General features: G+C 44.0%; 14 protein-coding genes. 10 read left to right on the top strand and 4 right to left on the bottom strand.

From position 1 onward, the window contains the following. The first annotated feature begins 259 nt into the window (after nt 1-259). Genes ACZ42E_RS08570 through ACZ42E_RS08530 form a run of 9 tightly spaced genes read left to right on the top strand, consistent with a single transcriptional unit; the run spans nt 260 to nt 7,619 of the window. A complete protein-coding gene (locus tag ACZ42E_RS08570) occupies nt 260-1,246 on the top strand; it encodes a beta-ketoacyl-ACP synthase III (RefSeq protein WP_464891918.1) in 987 nt (328 codons plus the stop codon). Further along, nucleotides 1,247-2,188: an enoyl-[acyl-carrier-protein] reductase FabK gene (gene fabK / locus ACZ42E_RS08565; RefSeq protein WP_464891917.1), complete on the top strand. Its 942-nt coding sequence runs from the start codon at nt 1,247-1,249 to the stop codon at nt 2,186-2,188. After that, entirely contained in the window at nt 2,189-3,115 is a 927-nt protein-coding gene (fabD, locus tag ACZ42E_RS08560) for an ACP S-malonyltransferase (protein ID WP_464891916.1), read from the top strand. It abuts the gene before it with no gap. Continuing rightward, nucleotides 3,105-3,845, top strand: a complete 741-nt coding sequence (gene fabG / locus ACZ42E_RS08555; protein ID WP_464891915.1) for a 3-oxoacyl-[acyl-carrier-protein] reductase — start codon at nt 3,105-3,107, stop codon at nt 3,843-3,845. The genes fabD and fabG overlap by 11 nt, the downstream gene beginning before the upstream one ends. A gap of 32 nt (nt 3,846-3,877) precedes the next feature. Then, on the top strand, nt 3,878-4,120 hold the full coding sequence (gene acpP / locus ACZ42E_RS08550) for an acyl carrier protein (RefSeq protein ID WP_464891914.1): 243 nt from the start codon (nt 3,878-3,880) through the stop codon (nt 4,118-4,120). 20 nt (nt 4,121-4,140) lie between these two features. Then, nucleotides 4,141-5,379, top strand: a complete 1,239-nt coding sequence (gene fabF / locus ACZ42E_RS08545; RefSeq protein ID WP_464891913.1) for a beta-ketoacyl-ACP synthase II — start codon at nt 4,141-4,143, stop codon at nt 5,377-5,379. Nucleotides 5,380-5,382: 3 nt separating this feature from the next. Continuing rightward, on the top strand, nt 5,383-5,808 hold the full coding sequence (gene fabZ / locus ACZ42E_RS08540) for a 3-hydroxyacyl-ACP dehydratase FabZ (protein WP_464893514.1): 426 nt from the start codon (nt 5,383-5,385) through the stop codon (nt 5,806-5,808). 16 nt (nt 5,809-5,824) lie between these two features. Beyond that, entirely contained in the window at nt 5,825-6,691 is an 867-nt protein-coding gene (gene accD / locus ACZ42E_RS08535) for an acetyl-CoA carboxylase, carboxyltransferase subunit beta (RefSeq protein ID WP_464891912.1), read from the top strand. Then, nucleotides 6,669-7,619 (top strand): acetyl-CoA carboxylase carboxyltransferase subunit alpha, encoded by a 951-nt coding sequence (locus ACZ42E_RS08530; protein ID WP_464891911.1) that lies wholly within the window; start codon nt 6,669-6,671, stop codon nt 7,617-7,619. The genes accD and ACZ42E_RS08530 overlap by 23 nt, the downstream gene beginning before the upstream one ends. A gap of 37 nt (nt 7,620-7,656) precedes the next feature. Here the strand turns inward: ACZ42E_RS08530 and glnA are convergent, their stop codons facing one another. Beyond that, complete coding sequence (glnA, locus tag ACZ42E_RS08525; protein WP_464893513.1) at nt 7,657-9,066, bottom strand: type I glutamate--ammonia ligase; 1,410 nt, start codon at nt 9,064-9,066, stop codon at nt 7,657-7,659. A 266-nt stretch (nt 9,067-9,332) separates the two neighbouring features. Here glnA and ACZ42E_RS08520 point away from each other — a divergent pair, with 266 nt between their 5' ends. After that, entirely contained in the window at nt 9,333-9,998 is a 666-nt protein-coding gene (locus ACZ42E_RS08520) for a hypothetical protein (RefSeq protein ID WP_464891910.1), read from the top strand. A 44-nt stretch (nt 9,999-10,042) separates the two neighbouring features. On the opposite strand, the gene ACZ42E_RS08515 is transcribed toward ACZ42E_RS08520, so the two are convergent. From ACZ42E_RS08515 to ACZ42E_RS08505, 3 genes are read right to left on the bottom strand one after another with little or no spacing between them, the layout of a single operon-like run. After that, a complete protein-coding gene (locus ACZ42E_RS08515) occupies nt 10,043-11,173 on the bottom strand; it encodes an efflux RND transporter periplasmic adaptor subunit (protein WP_464891909.1) in 1,131 nt (376 codons plus the stop codon). 47 nt (nt 11,174-11,220) lie between these two features. Beyond that, entirely contained in the window at nt 11,221-13,605 is a 2,385-nt protein-coding gene (locus ACZ42E_RS08510) for an ABC transporter permease (RefSeq protein ID WP_464891908.1), read from the bottom strand. Then, entirely contained in the window at nt 13,599-14,306 is a 708-nt protein-coding gene (locus ACZ42E_RS08505; protein ID WP_464891907.1) for an ABC transporter ATP-binding protein, read from the bottom strand. Before ACZ42E_RS08505 ends, ACZ42E_RS08510 begins: the two co-directional genes overlap by 7 nt. Nucleotides 14,307-14,444 lie beyond the last annotated feature (138 nt).

Raw genomic sequence — 14,444 nt, 5'->3', positions numbered from 1 at the left:
AGATAAAACTGCTGCAAAACCGCTTTCGGGCTTTTAGCCTGAAAGCGGTTTTTTGTTAGTGAAACAGGGGACGGTTCTCTGTTTCAAAATGAAACAGAGAACCGTCCCCTGTTTCACCTTCTTGTTTACAAGATTTGTCAGAAAATTCTGAAAAATACATTGACTTTTTTGTTGAGATTGATTTATTATATGCGTAACCGTGAAATAAAAAGGTTGAAAAAAGGAAAAATAAAACAGATGCTTGATGGTGGTGGAGTATATGAAGGTGAAAATTTTAGGCATGGGGCATGCCCTGCCTGATAAGATACTCAGCAATAAGGATCTGGAGATGATGGTAGATACAAGTGATGAATGGATAAGAGAGAGAACAGGCATCATGGAAAGAAGGATAGGAGAAGAAGGTATAACTACTTCTGACCTGTGTGTAAAGGCAGCTTGGGATGCCCTTTTTAAGGCTGGGATAAAACCGGAAGAGCTGGATTTGATAGTGGTAGCCACGGTTACCCCGGATATGCTTTTTCCATCTACAGCTTGCATCGTTCAGGACAAGCTGGGTGCCTATAATGCGGCTGCTTTTGATCTGGGAGCAGGGTGCACCGGTTTTGTTTATGCTATGGCAGCAGCAGAAAAATTTATGCTGGCTTCTTCGTATAGGTATGCGCTGGTAATAGGGGCAGATATGCTTTCCCGGATAACTGACTATACTGACCGGGGCACCTGTATCCTGTTTGGAGACGGTGCCGGGGCAGCTGTTTTAGGCAAAGAGGAAGGTGAATGCGGTATTATCGCAACTTATCTGGGGGCTGATGGAAGGGGGGCCGACCTTCTTTATATGCCAGCTGGAGGGGCTAAACTTCCTGCCTCGGAAGAAACAGTAAAAAACCGCTTGCATTATATAAAGATGAATGGCAATGAAGTATTTCGCTTTGCTACCAGGATTATGGGTTTGGTAAGCGACAGGCTTATAGAGATGGCCGGCCTTACTTATGATGAAATTGATTATTTTGTGCCGCACCAGGCCAATATCCGCATCATTCAGACGGCTATGAAGAGGATGGATATTGGGGAGGAAAAGACGATTATCAACCTGGAGCGGTTGGGGAACATGTCGGCAGCCTCGGTACCGGTAGCTATGTCTGAAGCCAGCGGGGAAGGGAAGTTTAAGGAAGGGGATATTATTTTAACTGTGGCCTTTGGAGCCGGGCTTACTTTTGGCGGAGCCCTGATAAGGTGGGGGAGGGGTTAGATGTTTCAAAATAACCGGGTTTGTAAGCTTTTGAATATAGAATACCCCCTTTTGCAGGGGGGGATGGCCTGGATTGCCGGTGGGAAACTGGCAGCCGCTGTATCAGAAGCGGGGGGCCTGGGGATTATAGGCGCAGGAGGGGCCGATGCAGGATGGCTTAAGAAACAGATAAAGCTGGTTAAATCTTTAACAGATAAGCCTTTTGGGGTTAATCTTATGCTGGCTTCTCCCAATATTCAGGAACTTGTTGAAGTAGTAGTTGAGGAAAAAGTGCCGGTAGTTACAACTGGAGCTGGCAATCCGGGCATATACATGGAGAAGTTTAAAGAATCAGGCATTAAGGTTATACCGGTAGTAGCTTCAGTAGCTTTGGCCAGGAGGCTGGTGCGGCTGGGAGCTGATGCGGTTATCGCGGAAGGGATGGAGTCAGGAGGCCATATAGGGGAGATGAGCACTATGTGCCTGGTCCCCATGGTAGCTGACGCGGTAGAGGTGCCGGTTATTGCTGCAGGAGGCATTGCTGATGGAAGAGGTTTTATGGCGGCATTTGCGCTGGGGGCTGAAGGGGTGCAGATAGGGACCAGATTTATCTGCGCTGAGGAGTGTGAAGTCCATCCGGCATATAAGGAAAAGGTTATAAAGGCCAGGGACCGGGCAACGGTAATTTGCGGAATGTCAACCGGGCATCCGGTAAGGGCTATCCACAATAGGTTTACCCGTTATTACCTGGAATGTGAATTTTCGGGGATGAAAAAAGAAAGCCTGGAAGAACTGGGCAGGGGAAAATACCCCGCTGCAGCTCTGGAAGGGGAAGTAGACAGCGGTACCGTACTGGCAGGTGAAATTGCCGGGCTCGTAAAGGATGTAAAGCCGGCAGGGATTATCGTGAAAGAGATAATAGAACATGCTTTAGCTGTAAAAGCGAAGTGGGAGGAGTTTTAGATGCGGCTGGGATTTGTGTTTCCAGGACAGGGTGCTCAGTATAAAGGTATGGGAAAAGAGATAGCAGATGCTTTTCCGGAAGCCAGGGAAGTTTTTGAGATGGCTGACGAGATACTGGGGTATAAGTTGAGTGCAGTTTGTTTTGAGGGTGAACAGGAAAGATTGGATGAAACTTTGTATGCTCAGCCGGCAGTTCTTACTGCCAGTTTGGCTATCCTGAATGTGGTAAGAAAGCAGGGGATTACTGCTTCGGTTTATGCAGGGCTAAGCCTTGGTGAATATACAGCTTTAGTGGCTGCTGATTATATAGATTTTGAGGAAGCATTGCCCCTGGTGGTTAAAAGGGCAGAAATTATGCAGAATGCGGTCCCTTTGGGGAAAGGGAAGATGGCTGCTGTTTTAGGCATGGAAGCTAAAAAGGTGGAAGCTGTTTTGAATGCGGTGGAAGGAATGGTTGATATTGCCAACTATAACTGCCCGGGGCAGGTGGTGATTTCCGGGGAAAGCAGGGCAGTGGAGGAAGCAGCGGCCAGGATTAATGCTGAGGGAGGAAAAGCCAAACTGTTGGCGGTAAGCATTCCTTCCCACAGCCCTATGATGCGAAAGGCAGCTGAAGAATTAAGGCTTTATCTGGAAAAGGTAAATTTTAAGCCAGGTAAAGGAAAGGTAATAAGTAATGTTAATGCCAGGGAAAATGATTATACAGATTTGGCGGATATTCTTGTAAAACAGCTTTATTCCCCGGTTAGATGGGAAGAATGTGTAAGGTATATGCTGGGCGAAGTTGACTATCTGGTAGAAATTGGGGCGGGAAATGTTTTGTCAGGCCTTATAAAACGTATTGACAGGACCAGGCTGCTGGGTAATGTCCAGGATATTAAGTCACTTGAAGCACTGCTAAAGGAGGTAGAAAAGCTTGGAAAATAGAGTGGCGATAGTTACCGGCAGTTCAAGGGGAATAGGAAAAGCGATAGCTTTGCGTCTAGCCAGGGAAGGCTATAAGGTAGTAATAAATTACCTGAATGATGAGAAAGAAGCTGAAGGGGTACTGGAAGAGATAAAAAAGGCAGGGGGGGAAGGTATAACTGTTAGAGCTGATGTTTCTTCTCCCCCGGAAGCGGAAAATCTGGTTAAAAGCGCAGTTGATGCTTATGGGCGGCTGGATGTCCTGGTTAATAATGCCGGGATTAATAAAGACCAGCTTATGCTGCGCATGAGTGATGAGGAATGGGAAAAGCTCATAAAGACTAATCTCAATTCTGCTTTTTACTGCAGCCGGGCAGCTTTAAGGCCGATGATGAAAAACAGGTTTGGACGCATAATAAATATTTCTTCTGTAGTAGGGATAAGCGGAAATGCCGGACAGGCTCACTATGCAGCGTCTAAATCCGGGCTCATAGGGCTTACGCTTTCTATGGCCAAAGAATATGGAGGACGCGGGATTACTGTGAATGCAGTAGCCCCTGGATATATAAAAACCGACATGACTGATGTTTTGCCTGCAGAGGTTAAAGAGCGCATCATTGCAGGAATAGCTGTGGGCAGGATGGGAAATCCTGAAGATGTAGCAGCTCTAGTTTCTTTCCTGGCTTCTCCGGAAGCTTCTTTTATAACCGGTCAGGTTATAAGGGTTGATGGAGGCATGTCTATTTTATAAAAATACAAAAATTTATGAAGGAGGAATACTGTATGTCAGTTTTTGAAGTTTTAAAGGAGATAATAATTGAGATTAAAGATGTACCGGAAGAAATAGTAACCCTGGATGCTTCTTTTGAAGAAGATCTGGATGCTGACTCTCTGGATATCGTAGAAATGCTTATGCTCCTGGAAGAAAGGTATGACATCCAGATTCCGGAGGAAGCAGCGGAAAAGATGAAAACAGTAAGGGATGCAGTTGAATATATTGAGGAAAGGCTAAAAGAAAAAGTCTAAATAATTGGGGTGGGTTGAATTTGGCAAAAAGGGTAGTTATAACTGGCCTGGGGATGGTTTCACCCCTGGGCCATAATAAGGATATTTTTTGGGATAACCTGGTAAGTGGCCGTACCGGTATAGGCTATATTGACTATTTTGATACTTCTGGCTTTCCGGTCAAGATTGCAGCCCAGGTAAAGGATTTTAAGGCAGAAGATTATTTGCCAAAGAAAGAGGTAAGAAGGATGGACAGGTTTGTCCAGTATGCCTGTGCGGCTGCCCGGATAGCCCTGGAAGATGCCAGGCTTAATCTGGAAAAGGAAAATAGGGAAAAGATTGGGGTATGGATTGGCTCCGGCATCGGCGGCATTGAAACCCTGGAAAAAAACCACCGGCAGATGCTGGAAAAAGGAGTAGGCGGAATCAATCCCTTTTTTATACCTATGCTTATTCCCAATATGGCCTCCGGGCAGGTAGCTATAATGCTGGGAGTAAAAGGGCCTAATGGCTGTACAGTTACTGCCTGCGCTTCCGGGACCAATTCGATTGGCGAGGCTTTCCGCATAATCAGGGATGGGCAGGCAGAAGTGATGATAGGGGGAGGCAGTGAAGCAGCCATCACCCCTCTGGGAGTAGGGGGGTTTTGTGCCATGAAGGCACTGTCTAACCGCAATGATGAGCCACATAAAGCCTGCCGGCCCTTTGACAGCGAAAGGGAAGGTTTTGTCATGGGGGAAGGGGCCGGTATTGTAGTTTTGGAAAGCCTGGAACATGCGCTTAACAGGGGTGCTCATATTTATGCTGAAATAATAGGTTATGGGGCCAGTGCTGATGCCTGCCATATGGTGCAGCCGGATGAGGAAGGAAGAGGAGCGGTCCTGGCTTTTAAAATGGCACTTGCCCAGGCGGGCATAGAACCTTCGGAAATAGATTATATTAATGCACATGGGACAGGCACCAGGCTCAACGACATGATTGAAACCAGGGTAATAAAAACGGTTTTTGGGGAATACAGCTATAATTTGCCGGTAAGCTCAATTAAGGCAGCTACCGGGCACATGCTGGGAGCAGCGGGAGCCATTGAACTTATTGCTTCGGCTCTGGCTCTGGAAAATAATCTTATTCCTCCTACCTTGAATCTGGAAAACCGGGATCCGGAATGTGACCTGGATTATGTACCTCTTAATCCCCGGAAAAAAGAGATAAGAACCGTGCTGTCTGATTCTCTGGGTTTTGGGGGACATAATGCAGTCTTGATATTACGCAAGCTGGGTTAGGTGATGTTTATGCAGAGTGAAGAGATAATGAAGATAATCCCGCACCGCTATCCTTTTTTGCTGGTAGACAGGATAGTGGAACTGGTTCCGGGGGAAAAGGCAGCGGGGATTAAAAATGTTACGGTTAATGAACCTTATTTTGCCGGGCATTTTCCGGGCAATCCGGTTATGCCGGGGGTTTTGATGATAGAGGCAATAGCCCAGGTAGGAGCGATAGCCCTTTTAAGTGATGAAAGGCATAAAGGGAAGCTTGCTTTTTTAGCCGGAGTTGACAAGTTTCGCTTTAAAAAGAGGATAGTGCCGGGAGATGTCCTTTATATTACAGCTGAACTTATTACGGTAAAAGGGAATATCGGCAAGGCTAAAGGGAGTATAAGCCTTGATGGGAAGCCGGTCTGCGGAGGTGAGTTCCTGTTTGCCTTATCCTAGCAGGCAGGGATAAAGTATGTTTAAAAACAGAAAGTATTATGTAGTAAATCCGACAGCAGGCAAGAATCCTGAACTGGAAAAGAGGGGGGAAGGGAAAGAAGCATGTCCTTCCTGTCTTATAAGGCTTAATCCGGAGGTTTTAGCTGAAAACTGCCGGGTTTGCCCAGAATGCGGGTATCATTACCCATTGAGCGCTCCAGAAAGGATAGAAATGCTGGTTGATGAGGGCAGTTTTACCGAATTTGATAGAGAGCTTACCTCCCATAATATTTTGGGATTCCCTGATTATGATTTAAAACTTAAGGAAGCTAAAGAAAAATCAGGGCTCAATGAGGCTGTTGTAACCGGCAAAGCCTCTATAGGCGGCTATAAAGTGATGCTGGGGGTTATGGATTCCCGATTTGCCATGGGAAGTATGGGCTCGGTGGTGGGGGAAAAAATTTGCCGGCTGGCAGAAAGGGCGATAGAAGAAAAGTCTCCTTTGATATTATGCACTGCCTCCGGAGGAGCCCGCATTCAGGAAGGCATGTTTTCCCTCATGCAGATGGCAAGGACCAGTGCGGCAATAGAAAGATTAAACAGGGCAGGGCTCCTTTATATATCCCTGATGACCCATCCTACTACCGGGGGAGTAGCAGCCAGTTTTGCGGCTCTGGCTGACATTATTATTGCTGAACCGCAGGCCTTAATCGGTTTTACTGGACCCAGAGTGATAAAACAGACGATAAGGCAGGAACTGCCGGCTGATTTTCAGCAGGCAGAATTTCTTCTGGAACACGGGATGATTGATATGGTGGTAAAGAGAAATGAATTAAGGGATATGCTTATTAAACTGCTAAAACTCCACCAGGGAGGAAGATATGAGCAAAAAGTTTCAGTTTGAGGAACAGCATGAAACGCTTTTAAACAAGCTTAACGAACTTAAAAATATTTCATCTTCTACTGGCTTTAATCTGGATAAAGAAATCAGGCTGCTGGAAGAAAAAATCAAAAAACTTAAAGAGGAAAGATACTGTAATTTAAGTCCATGGGAAAAGGTGGTTTTAAGCCGGCAGATGGATAGGCCGTCCTGCCGGCAGTATATAGAGGAATTGTTTGCTGATTTTGTGGAGCTGCATGGCGACCGCACTTTTGGCGATGATAAGGCGGTTATAGGGGGGATAGCTTTTTTTGAAGGGATTCCGGTAACGGTAGTAGGACACCAGAAAGGTAAAAATACCAGGGAAAATATAGAACGCAATTTTGGTATGCCGCATCCGGAAGGTTTCAGAAAAGCCAAAAGGCTGTTTCTGCAGGCTGAAAAATTTGGAAGGCCGGTAATAACCTTTATAGATACCCCGGGGGCTTATCCCGGAGTAGGGGCTGAGGAAAGAGGGCAAGCCTGGGCTATTGCTGAAAACTTGATGCTTTTATCTGGACTTAAGGTTCCCATTATAAGCATTGTTATTGGAGAAGGCGGAAGCGGCGGAGCTTTAGCCCTGGCAGCAGGAGATAAGCTTTTTATGCTTTCCAATTCTGTTTTTTCCGTAGCTTCCCCGGAGGCCAGCGCTTCTATCCTGTGGAAAAGCCTTGATGATGTGGAAAGGATGGCGGAAGCCTTAAAGCTTACTGCTGATGACCTCAAGGCTTTTGGCATAATTGATGATATTATACCAGAACCGGTAGGGGGAGCTAATCAGGATTTGTCCTCGACGGTGAAAAGTATAAAATCCTGTCTGCAAACTGCTTTGGAAGAATTATTAGTTTTAGGGACAAAAGAGCTCTTGCTGAGAAGATATGAAAAGTTCCGCAATGTAGCCAGAGTATGTTAAACAAAAAGCTGCTGGAGTTGCCAGCAGCTTTTTGTTTTTACAGGTCATAATACATTTCAAATTCCATAGGATGAGGAATGTCGTTGACCTTGCGCGCTTCTTTCCTTTTGGCCTCGATCCAGATTTCAATGAGGCGCTTCGGGAATACTCCGCCAGCTAACAGGAACTCATGGTCTTTTTCCAGGGCATCCAGAGCTTCATCCAAAGATTTGGGCAGAGATTTTATTTTAGCCTGTTCTTCCGGCGGCAGGGTATAAAGATTTACGTCATAAGGACCGAATCCTTCTGCTACCGGGTCAATCTTTTTCTGGATTCCATCCAGCCCTGCCATCAGGATAGCGGAAAAGGCCAGATAAGGATTGCAGGTAGCATCAGAGGAGCGGAACTCAAACCGCTTCTGCTCCGGCGCTTTGGCATAGGCCGGGATTCTTATCACTGCACTGCGGTTGGCAGTAGCGAAACATATGCTTACAGGTGCTTCGTATCCGGGAACCAGACGCTTGTAGGAGTTAGTGCTGGGATTGGTAAAGGCAAGAACAGCTGGTGCGTGTTTTAAAAGGCCGCCGATAAAGTACAGGGCTTCTTTGCTGAGGCCTGCATAGCCGTTTTCATCATAGAATACCGGCTTGCCTTCTTTGAACAGGTGTATATGTACATGCAAACCGCTGCCTGCTTCTCCATAGAGAGGTTTGGGCATGAAGGTAACTGTTTTTCCTTCCTGGAAAGCCAGGTTTTTGATAAGGTATTTGGCCAGCATGGTTTTGTCAGCCATTTCCCGCATGGGTCCGAATTCTACTTCAATTTCAATCTGGCCAGGGCCGCCTACTTCATGATGGTGGTATTTTACCGGTATGCCGTTTTGTTCTAAAAGCATGCTCATACGGGAGCGCAGGTCATACAGCACATCCTGAGGGGCAGCTATATGATAACCGCCTTTTAAGGGGATTTTATATCCCAGGTTCTGGTATTCATTGTTCCCGCTGTTCCATATCGCCTGTTCGGCATCAATCCTGAAGCCGGTTTTGTTAGGAAGGGCTTCATAGCTTACATGGTCAAATACATAAAATTCATATTCCGGGCCAATTCTCATTTCATCAGCTATGCCGGTAGATTTCATGTATTCTTCAGCCTTAAAGGCTACTGTGCGGGGATCCTGGTCGAAGCGGTAGTTTTCCGGTTCGGCAATAACATACACATCGCCTATCATGCTCAGGGTAGGAACTTCAGTGAAAGGGTCATATACAGCAGTAGATATGTCAGGGATAAATACCATATCGCTTTTTTCAACCGGAGCAAAACCGTAGTTGGAGCCGTCAAAACCTATGCCGTATTTTAAGGTATCAGGCTTAAAACGGCCGACAGGAATGCTTAAATGCCTCCACCTTCCGATAAGGTCAATCATTTTGAAGTCAATCATCTGGATGTTTTCACGTTTGCAGAATTCCATCACTTCATCGTATGTTTTAAACACAAGAGAACCCCCTTTGGTTTTATAAAATTTGTGTATATAAAATTGCATTACGGAATAAGTATAACTTATGGCCTTGCATAAATTCAATTGTTATTTTTGGCATAATATTCTTGTTAAAAAGGGAAGCATATATCAGCCTCAAGCTTAATATCTATGTAGCAGCTGGATTAAAAATATTTATGAAAAGCTTGAGGTGAGAAGTTATCAAAAATAAAAGATGGATTATAATCATTTTTCTCCTTGTGCTGGCTTTATGCCTCCTCTTTGCAGCTCCCTATGCACATGACTGCTATGTAAAATCAAAACTTGACCCCCGGGTAGAATTAGATAAAGCTCTTAAGCGAATGGCAGAGATTAAAAGTTTTCGCTATAGTTTGCATTCAGGGTTTACGGTTGACGGCAGGGGGGAGGTGATAAGCAGGGTCGAAGGAGAGAAAAATGGCGATAATACGCATATAAAGGGGGAGATGGTTAACACACCGGTTGATATCTATTATATCGACCAGACGATTTACAACTACGACTGTTTTGCTAATAAATGGCTGGTAATTGAAAGCGATCAGACTAATTTTGAAGACTTGATGATAAGCGAAATGCACCCGCTTTCTAATTTCAGGTTCAATGATATAGCCTCTGTTACGAAAAAGGGTTTTGAAAAACTAAAGGGGCGGGAATGTCTGGTGGTGATGTGCAAACCGGCAGTAGAAAATAAACTTTTAGAAACTTTATGGCATAATTTCACTTACACTATCTGGATAGATTATAAGGATAATGTTATAAAAAAGGCGCTTCTTACAGCTGATAACAAACAGGCTGCCAATACCAGGCTTAAAATAAAAGCCGAATTCTGGGATTTTGGTGAAGATATAAAAATAACTCCTCCAGATACAAGTACCAGGAAAAAATAAGCGCATAAGGGCCAAATGGGAAATCCATTTGGCCCTGGTTTATTTTATTTAACCCGCGTGCCTTCCTTAAGGTCCAAACTTCCGTTTTTCACAATAACATCTTTTTCATGCAGGCCTTTTTTTACCTCTATGTCCCCATCGCTGACTAATCCCGTAACAATCGGCTGATATTTTATTTTCCCATCAACTATTTTCATTACTGCCGGCTTGTTATTCAAGATGCGGACTGCTTCCCGGGGAATAGTGAGTACATGCCGGTGCTCTTCGGTTATGATGGCTATATCTACTTTATAGCCAGGTTTAAGATATGATTTTTCATTAAGGCTTATCAGGACCGGAACCCGGTATTCAACTACTCCCAGGGCGGATTTTTTTTCTTCTGCTTTAGGATAGATTTTTTTAACCTGGCCTTTAATCCTGGCATTTTCCAGAGCCGGAGAGGTGATGATAACCTCCTGGCCTATTTTTATTTGGGGCATGTAATCAATCAGTATATCTGCTTTTATTTCCAGATTTTCAGAGTCTCCCACCACTGCCAGCAAGGTGCCTGTGTTTACAGGCTGGCCTTTTTTAACATTTATTTCCATGAGGATTCCTTTTATAGGGCTTTTTATTATTAAATTGTCCTGCTTTTTTTCCAATTCTTTTATTATTTTATAAAGCTCGTTTTTTTGCCAAAAAAGGTTATCCCGATAGGCCAGCTCTTTTTGCAAGCTGTTTTCCAGTTTTTTGACCAGGGATTCCGCTTCTTCCAGCTTAGTTTGGCTTACTGCTCCTTCTTTAAAGAGAGCAGCTGTGCGCTCCAGGTTAATCCTGGCATCATTTAACTCCAATTCAGCCTGTTTTATAGCTCCTTCCGATGCCGCCAGGCTAGCTTCCAGTGCCAGCAGATTAGCTCTGGTTTCAGAGATTTTAAGGCTTAAATCCGTGTTTTCCATAACAAACAAAGTCTGTCCTGGAGCTGCTTTTTGGCCGATTTCCACACTTATATTTTTTATCGTACCGTTTTGTTCCGCAAAGATTTTACTTTCCAGAGCCGGCTGTATTATGCCTGTATCTTCGATGGTTTTTGTTATAGTGCCTTTTTTTACGACTATAGTTTCGGTTTCTATTCCCTGGTTTCTAAAAAAAGCAAGACTTGCCAGGATAATAATACATAGTATAATCCCTGACATAAGAAAGTATTTTTTGGGCACTAGCTTCCTCTCCCCTCGCCATGTTTTTAATCAACAGTCTTGAGTATTTCAGCAGGTGCCAGGTTTTTTAACCTGCGTATACCCAGATAGTGGCCGATAATAATAAATATTATGCTGCCTACTGCTGCCAGAAAATAGGTAGAGGGATAAATTATTACCGGCATGGAATAAAGGTCGGTGCTGACTGTTTTTATATAGGCATGAGCCATGGCACGGCCTAAAGGCAGTCCGAAAATTATGCCAGGAACAGCCTGCAGAAAGGTTTCTTTAAATATCAGGCTGGAAATCTCATGATTCAAAAAACCCATAGCCTGCAGGGAGGCCAGTTCCAGCCTGCGTTCCGTAAAACTCATTATGGATGTATTATAGATGATGGCAAACCCCAGTATGACAGCAAATACTGCCATTATACCTACGAAGTATATAGTGCTGTCCAGCATTTTGATGATATTGTCTTTTTCATTCTGCCGGCTTATTATAGATGTTATTCCGGTTATATCCCCAAGCTTTTCCGTAATATATGCTGTTTTGCTTTTATCGATTCTAAGCATGGCTCCGTTAATAAGAAAGGCTTCTCCTATTATCTGGTTGGCCTGGCTTATGGAGACAAAAGAGTTTCCTCCGATAAGCTGATGGTTTATCCCCAGCACTTTCAATCTGGTTTCTCTGTTTTTACAGGAGGGGAGCAAAGGTTCTACTGTTACGGTTTCTCCTATATCGAGATTAAGCTTGCGGGCAGTCTTTTCCCCTATGATTATCCCTGTTTCAGGGATGGCAATCTTAGAACCTTTTTTGTCAACCGGGTTTTCCAGGGAGCTTTTTTCCAGAAGCCCTGACAGCACAGCGTTTTCTATTCTATTTTTTGCTTTGATTTTAACCGGCACTTCCAGGAAAGGTTCTATTTTTGTGATGCCGTCTATATTAGCCAGGCTGTTAATTTCGCTGATGCTTACGGGAGAAGCAAATTTTATGAGCAAATCATATTTGATTTCCCGGTTGAAATGCTGGTCAAACATATAGTCTATGGAATCATTTATAAAAAACGAAATTATAAGAAGGGAAACGGCCAGGGCAGTTCCCAGGGAGGTTATGAAAAAGCGCATACGGTTGCGGTTTATAGTTCTCAGGGTCATTTTAAGGGAAGCACCCAATTTTTCCCACAACCACGGCCACTTCTCTACAAGGGAATGTCTGCTCACAGCTGGCAGCTGGGGACGCATTGATGCAGCTGGATTAATTTTGGTGACCGAGAAGGCAGCGGAAAATCCTGCTATTATACCTATAAGCAGGCTTAACAGGGTGCTGTATATTATAACCTGCAGGTTAATTCCTCCTATAGCATAGGGAAGATTAAAAAATTGAGCATAGAGATCGGAAATAGCAGAAGCGAATACCAATCCCAGAATTATACCCAAAATTGCTCCCATGATGCTTACCGCCAGGGTATAGCTGCTGAAATGCAGCATCAAGCTGCGGTTGCTGTATCCTAAAGCTTTCAAAATACCTATTTCCTTATGCTGCCCTTTGATCATGCGGTTTAACAAAATGAACTGGATGGCAGCAGCTGTTATCAGAAATAAAAAAGGCAGAAAGCGGGAAGTTGTTAAAAGTCCGTCCAGTTCTCCCTGCAGGACGGCATGGCTTAACTGCTGACTGCGGGGAAAGCTGCTTAAAATGCCATAAGGAGCCAGGATTTTTTCGATTTTTTGGACGGCTTTTTTTTCATCAGCCCCCGGATTAAATTTTACCAGTACCTGGTTTATTTGCCCGTCAAGGTTTAATATTTTTTGTGCCTGGCAGGTAGGCAGCATTAAAATGGCAAAGTTGTAAGGCTGGGGAAAAAGGGTAGCTGCATCTTTTATAATATAGGTAAATTCAGGCCCGGTAGCAGTTCCTGTTATAGTTAAGGTTATCAGCCTGTCTTCTGCTGCTGCGGTTATTTTATCCCCTAAAGCTAGACTGTTGGCAGCCAGGTATTGAGGGTCAATCATAGCTTCTATTCTATTTGGTGAAGTATTTTTTTCAAAAAAACGTCCTTTAAGCAGTTCAATACGGTTAAGTTCACCATCAAGGGGCAGGCTGTAGCTGGTAAGCCTTCCGGTAGCCCGGCTTTTATCATTTTTTATAATAGTGATATCCTGCTGGATTCTTCCTGAGGCTTTATTTATTTCCGGGAGCTTTTCGATTTGTTTGGTTATATCTTCCGGGGCTTTTACCACCTGAAAATAGTAGTCGGCAAAATCGTTGCGCTGATAAAAAAGATCGCGGGATCTGGTGAGATTTTGAAATCCGGTGGCAACAGCTATATATACTGATATGCCTATGGTTACAATAGCTACCATAGCCAGAAACTGGCCTTTAGTTTTCCAGATGGTGCGCAAAAGTTTTTTGAAAAGGATATACATTACCATTCAATCCTTTCCGGATGAACAGGATTTTTGTTAACGGTTATTTCTAGTATTTTTCCGCTGCCCATACGTACTATTCTGTGGGCCATAGCGCTGATGGCAGAGTTGTGGGTAACTATGATGATAGTAGTACCCAGTTCTTCATTTATTTCTTTTAAGAGGGATAAAATTTTTTGACCGGTGCTAAGATCGAGAGCTCCGGTAGGTTCATCACACAAAAGCAGGCGGGGCTTTTTGACTATGGCGCGGGCAATGGCTACCCTTTGCTGTTCACCTCCGCTTAACTGGGAAGGAAAATGGTCTTTTCTATCTTCCAGGCCTACTTTTTTTAGTATCTGGTAACTGGAAAAAGGATTTTTGACCAGACTGGCAGCCAGTTCTACATTTTCCAGGGCGGTAAGGTCAGCGATGAGATTATAGAACTGAAAAACAAAGCCTGTCTGGGTTCGGCGGTATCTGGTCAATTCCTGATCACTTAGCCTGCTCAAGTCGAGATCGTAAAAAAATATTCTCCCTGAAGAAGGGCGGTCCATGCCTCCGATTATATTTAAAAGGGTACTTTTTCCTGAACCGCTGGGGCCAAGTATAACTACTATTTCATTTTCGGGGATTTCAAGATGGATATTTTTAAGTGCCGTAGCGGTTATTTCTCCTGAATAATAAATTTTGCTTACATTTTCAATTTTCAATGCGGTTTTCTTCATGACAGTCCTGAACTCCTTCTAGTTTATGGATTTATTATATCAAAATGCCTTATTTTTGGCTGGTCAATTCTATTTTTTAATATTATTTGCACCAAAGGAAAGTTGTTGATATAATCCTTCATATAGAGGAGGGATAGA

The organism is Thermosyntropha tengcongensis (assembly GCF_055381335.1).
The sequence above is the reverse complement of the archived record's forward strand: the minus strand, read 5'-3'. Positions and strand labels throughout refer to the sequence as shown.